The sequence below is a fragment of the Moraxella bovis genome, assembly GCF_002014975.1.
Lineage (GTDB): Bacteria > Pseudomonadota > Gammaproteobacteria > Pseudomonadales > Moraxellaceae > Moraxella > Moraxella bovis.
Window position 1 is genome coordinate 1 of sequence record NZ_MUXV01000047.1, and the last position, 1,900, is coordinate 1,900.

Below are 1,900 nucleotides of genomic sequence, written 5' to 3' on the forward strand. Positions count from 1 at the left end.
AGGGTAAAGAGCCAGTATTGCAAGCTAATAATGCTGATACCTCCAAAGAGGATATTGGTCTAACTGACACCAGTAACAAACCTCGTTCCAACTTGATGTCAAATGTTGAATTAGGAGGTTTCTCTGCTACTAGTTCAGCTGGCACTATTACTGGCACCTTGGGTACTCGTGCTAATAAAGACATCACTGGTGCGAAAATCATGCAAAATCGTGCTGCTGATGGTGTATGGAGTTGTACCATTGATGGTTCTGCTGCTACTGGTTGGAAAGACAAATTTATCCCAACTGGCTGTACAGCTAGCTAAGTAATAATCTACTCTTAGATTACAAAACACCACTCCTTTATGGGGTGGTGTTTTGTAACATGAAGACATAATATTTACAATAAATATACAAAAATAAGAAAACGCTTGTCTATTTTTTATCTAAAATAATCAATCACAATTATTATCCATTTCTTTTTATTCTTGTTTTAAAAGAGACTTAAGTCATGCTAAATAATTTTAATAAATTTGTCGCCTCGTCGGTATCAATGGCGTATTTGGCTGTATTAAGTTGGGCGACGGCTTACGCTTATGGTTGGGGTCAAGCAGCATATCATGGCTACCCATGGTGGCATGTGGTGCAAGGTGGTAGCATGATTGCCAGAAGTTTGGCTTATGTCTGTGTGGTATCCATGGTTTTTGTTATTGGCTATTTGATCGGATATCAGGCGTTTAAGTTTATTAAGAGATTTTTTGAGCTACTACATGTCTCTTGGGGTGCATCTCATTTGGGGTTTGTCAAAATTTTTATTTTATTGGTGATTGTATCAACACCCATCATGTTGCTGCTGTATTTTTATGTTGGTATTTTGTCGTCATACCGTCTGATGGGATGTGTGCTTTCTATTTTAGCCATTTCTTTAGTTTGCCATAAGTTCGGACGGGCAATCTCTTTTTCTATTCGTCTTAGGGAGTTGATGAGTAACGAAAAATATTATCAGATTTTTATGGCTTTTATTTTTGTGTATGTGGTCGTTTCTGCGTTTTCGATAGGGTATTTGCGTTCAGCCTTTTTTACAGGTTATGATATTATTGAAGTAGAGAATCGCCCTTATTATATCTTGGTGGCAAACGGTGATGAAGAGTTTATCTTGGGTGAGAACATCAAGCATAACAGTCATTTTATCTTTTTTAATCGAAAAACCTTAAATCATTACACCATACACATCACACCATCTCCTTACCTACCCTATAAAAACCAACTATCAGCACAAATATACCACCAAGAATAAGCAATATTTGACAATTTGTATAGTAAATTCTATTCAAAGCACAACAAAGGTTTTTCGTTCGTGGTAAGCTATGCCCGCCCATAACGGAGAACCGCTTCACCCGCAGGCAGGCTCAGAGCGAACGGTTTTGTATGATTTTGATATGAATTGAGTGTGGTTACCTGAGCTGGTACGCCAACGGTTCTTTGAGTGGCGGTTTTTCTTATATTTGATGTCAATCACTCTTTTTAAGAGGTGTTAATAGTGGTTGCTGATGATGTATTTACGTAAAACACCACCCCATAAAGGAGTGGTGTTTTTTGGGTGGCCTTGCTAATTACTGAGTTGCTTTTGTGCAACCAGTTGGTATGAACTTGTCTTTCCAACCAGTACCCGCACCCTTAACTGTACAGTTCCAAGTGCCGTCTGCATTACGGTTTTGGGTAATAACTGTACCGTGGATATCTTTATTGGCACGGTTACCCAAAGTACCTTCAAGGGTACCTGCACCAGAGGCAAATTTACCGCCTCCAATCGTAACAGTACTCATTAAGTTAGAACGAGCCTTACCACCAGTAGTAGTTAGACCAACATCTTCTTTGGTGGTTTCAGTATTACCTGCTTCCAATACTGGCTCTTTACCCT

Annotated in this window: 3 protein-coding genes; 2 read left to right on the plus strand and 1 reads right to left on the minus strand. The window is 39.0% G+C overall.

Annotation, left to right across the window (positions count from 1 at the left end; genetic code table 11):
- On the plus strand, positions 1-305 hold a 305-nt coding region (locus tag B0182_RS10670), incomplete at its 5' end, for a pilin (RefSeq protein WP_211271642.1).
- A 185-nt stretch (positions 306-490) separates the two neighbouring features.
- Positions 491-1,276 carry a hypothetical protein gene (locus B0182_RS10675; RefSeq protein WP_078274923.1) on the plus strand — a complete coding sequence of 262 codons (786 nt, stop codon included), beginning with the start codon at positions 491-493 and terminating at the stop codon, positions 1,274-1,276.
- Between the two features lie 316 nt (positions 1,277-1,592).
- Here the strand turns inward: B0182_RS10675 and B0182_RS10680 are convergent.
- Positions 1,593-1,900, minus strand: a 308-nt coding sequence (locus tag B0182_RS10680; protein ID WP_211271643.1) for a pilin, incomplete at its 5' end; no start/stop codon positions are given.

Bases quoted from the DNA above. Each gene is read 5' to 3' on its own strand.
- B0182_RS10675 (WP_078274923.1), top strand. From the start codon at position 491: ATGCTAAATAATTTTAATAAATTTGTCGCCTCGTCGGTATCAATGGCG.